We start from the raw sequence: 399 nt of genomic DNA, 5'->3' as shown, positions 1-399 counted from the left end.
GGGTTATGCCTTCTTCAGGTGTCCTGTAACTTAAATCTTTCGGCGGCTACGGAATTTCCACCGTATGTGCATCGACTACGCCTTTCGGCCTCGCCTTAGCTCCCGGCTTACTTGGAGCGGACGAACCTTCCTCCAAAATCCTTAGACTTTCGGCCAATATGATTCTCACACATTTCGCGCTACTCATTCCGGCATTCTCACTTGTGTAAAGTCCACCACCGCTTCCGCTATGACTTCACCCCTTACACAACGCTCTCCTACCATCCCTTTCGGAATCCCAAGCTTCGGTATATGATTTAGCCCCGTTGAATTTTCGGCGCAGGGTCACTCGACCAGTGAGCTATTACGCACTCTTTTAATGAGTGGCTGCTTCTAAGCCAACATCCTGGTTGTCTTTGC

1 rRNA gene is annotated in these 399 nt (G+C 50.1%); it reads right to left on the bottom strand.

Annotated elements, in window-relative coordinates:
* Positions 1 to 399: ribosomal RNA gene (locus tag DPQ25_RS14405) — 23S ribosomal RNA — on the bottom strand; the annotation flags it as partial.

This window comes from Hydrogeniiclostridium mannosilyticum (genome assembly GCF_003268275.1).
GTDB classification, from domain to species: domain Bacteria; phylum Bacillota; class Clostridia; order Oscillospirales; family Acutalibacteraceae; genus Hydrogeniiclostridium; species Hydrogeniiclostridium mannosilyticum.
Note: the sequence above shows the minus strand (reverse complement) of the source record. Positions and strands in the feature narration are given on the sequence as shown.